General features: G+C 33.9%; 1 protein-coding gene. It reads right to left on the bottom strand.

The features are described from left to right. Positions 1 to 62: 62 nt before the first annotated feature. On the bottom strand, positions 63 to 1,733 hold the full coding sequence (locus LIZ98_RS17380; RefSeq protein ID WP_227140392.1) for an IS1634 family transposase: 1,671 nt from the start codon (positions 1,731 to 1,733) through the stop codon (positions 63 to 65). Positions 1,734 to 1,796 lie beyond the last annotated feature (63 nt).

Genomic DNA, 1,796 nt, shown 5'->3' on the forward strand with positions numbered 1-1,796 from the left:
ACTCAAGTTCAACCTTAGCGATAGTAAAACCCCCGATGTATAGGGATTTTTGTTAAATTGTTCTACACTACATCGGGGATTTCTAGTTTATTTATTTTATATGCTTTTAATATTTCCTTTTGTTCATTATCTATTGATGTTATTGAATACTTGATTTTACCATTTGGTAATTTTATCTCTAACAAGTGAATTCTGGCAAGTTTTTGAATGATTGTTCGTGCTGATTGATTTAGGGATGATTGACTTGCGATATAATCAATGGCCTGTAATATAAAAAGAGCTAATACACAAACATAAACATGCCCTTTGACTCGTTCTTCTTTCCAATGAAACATGGGTCTTATATCTAAATCTTGTTTAATTACACGAAATGCTGTTTCTACCTTATTGAGATTTTTATAAACTTTAATCAGCTTTTCATCGTTATATTGATCTTCATTCGTCTGAATCACAAATGTCCCATCTAACTTCTCGTCTGATGCCACCTTTTCTGTTTTCAACGAGTACTTTAGACTAAATCCCAGTGGAGCCTTCCTGTTATCTACTGTTTCAATAATAAAGTATTTTCCAGCTGGATTTCTTTTCGAGATAGCTCCAGCTCGCTTCATCGCCTCATCTCGTGTTTTTATATGTTTATTTTTCCCCAGGCTTCCATTTAATTGATCTAATTCTTTCTCAATGGATTTAATGCACTGAAGGCGGTAGTTCCGATCATCTTCTCTTTTTTGTGTATTCAAACATAGTAAAAACCGCTGACCATCTTCCTCAGAAAGAAACTTTGCATAAAGATTTCCCTTTACCTTTCTCATTTTGTTCTCGTCTATAGATTCATCTTTCAAATATTTTTTGGTCCACGCTCTGGGAATGGCCATCACATATTTTTGATTCAGTTCCTTAATGGTTTCAATATTATTTTCAGTTAACATTCCTCTATCGCCAACGAAAACAATTTCCTCAATGGGATAACGTTGCTTAAGGTCAGATATTACTTCAGTCACTGTTGATTTATCTGCGGTGTTTCCAGAATAAATATTGCATTTAATTGGAAATCCATCTGCAGTCGTAACCAGACCAATGACAATTTGTTCACGATCTTTTCGATGATCACGTGAATAGCCATACTTAGCGATAATGCATTTATGACCTTCAAAATAGCTACTGGTTATGTCATAGAATAGCTCTTTGTTATTTTGTTGATAGTGTTTAACAGCACTATGGTACAAATGTTCCTCTGCTTTACTAAAGTTCTCTTCTAGCACTTCTAAACTCCGGTATAACGTTTGAAGATCGAGGCTCTTTATCTTTACAAAATGGGGTAAAGCAGTATAAGGATACTCTTCTTTTAAAGCTAATTTACTATTTGGTTGCCAGACCCTTTGAAAAACAAGTGCTTTTATGTATTCAATCGCTGTTGAAACGGTAATATGTGGATCCGATGATTCAAAGGAAGCTTCAAGTGAATCAAACAATTTAATTTGCTTATTTATGGCCTCTAACAAATAAAAGTGGCCGTAAGGAACAGACTGGTTAAAATCAACCTTATCAATATTTGTAAAGGAATCAAAATCCTTTGAAAAAGCAATTTTAAGTCTTTCCGCTGTTTGTTTATCTACACTACCGAAGTATAAGAGACGCTTGTGTTTTGTTTTCCCATTTTCCCGATAAGACTCCACTAATTCAGCATAATAATAAGTTTTATCCCCCTTTTTTCGAGGGGTAATTTTCACGAACATCATAATCTCCCCAAACCATTAGTCTTGACTACTATTATACATAATATAAATTGTAAAATCAAC

This window comes from Caldibacillus sp. 210928-DFI.2.18, from assembly GCF_020554505.1.
GTDB lineage: Bacteria > Bacillota > Bacilli > Bacillales > Caldibacillaceae > Caldifermentibacillus > Caldifermentibacillus hisashii.

What these genes read in the sequence shown, in the direction of transcription:
- LIZ98_RS17380 (WP_227140392.1), bottom strand. Translation starts at nt 1,733, where the DNA reads ATGTTCGTGAAAATTACCCCTCGAAAAAAGGGGGATAAAACTTATTAT.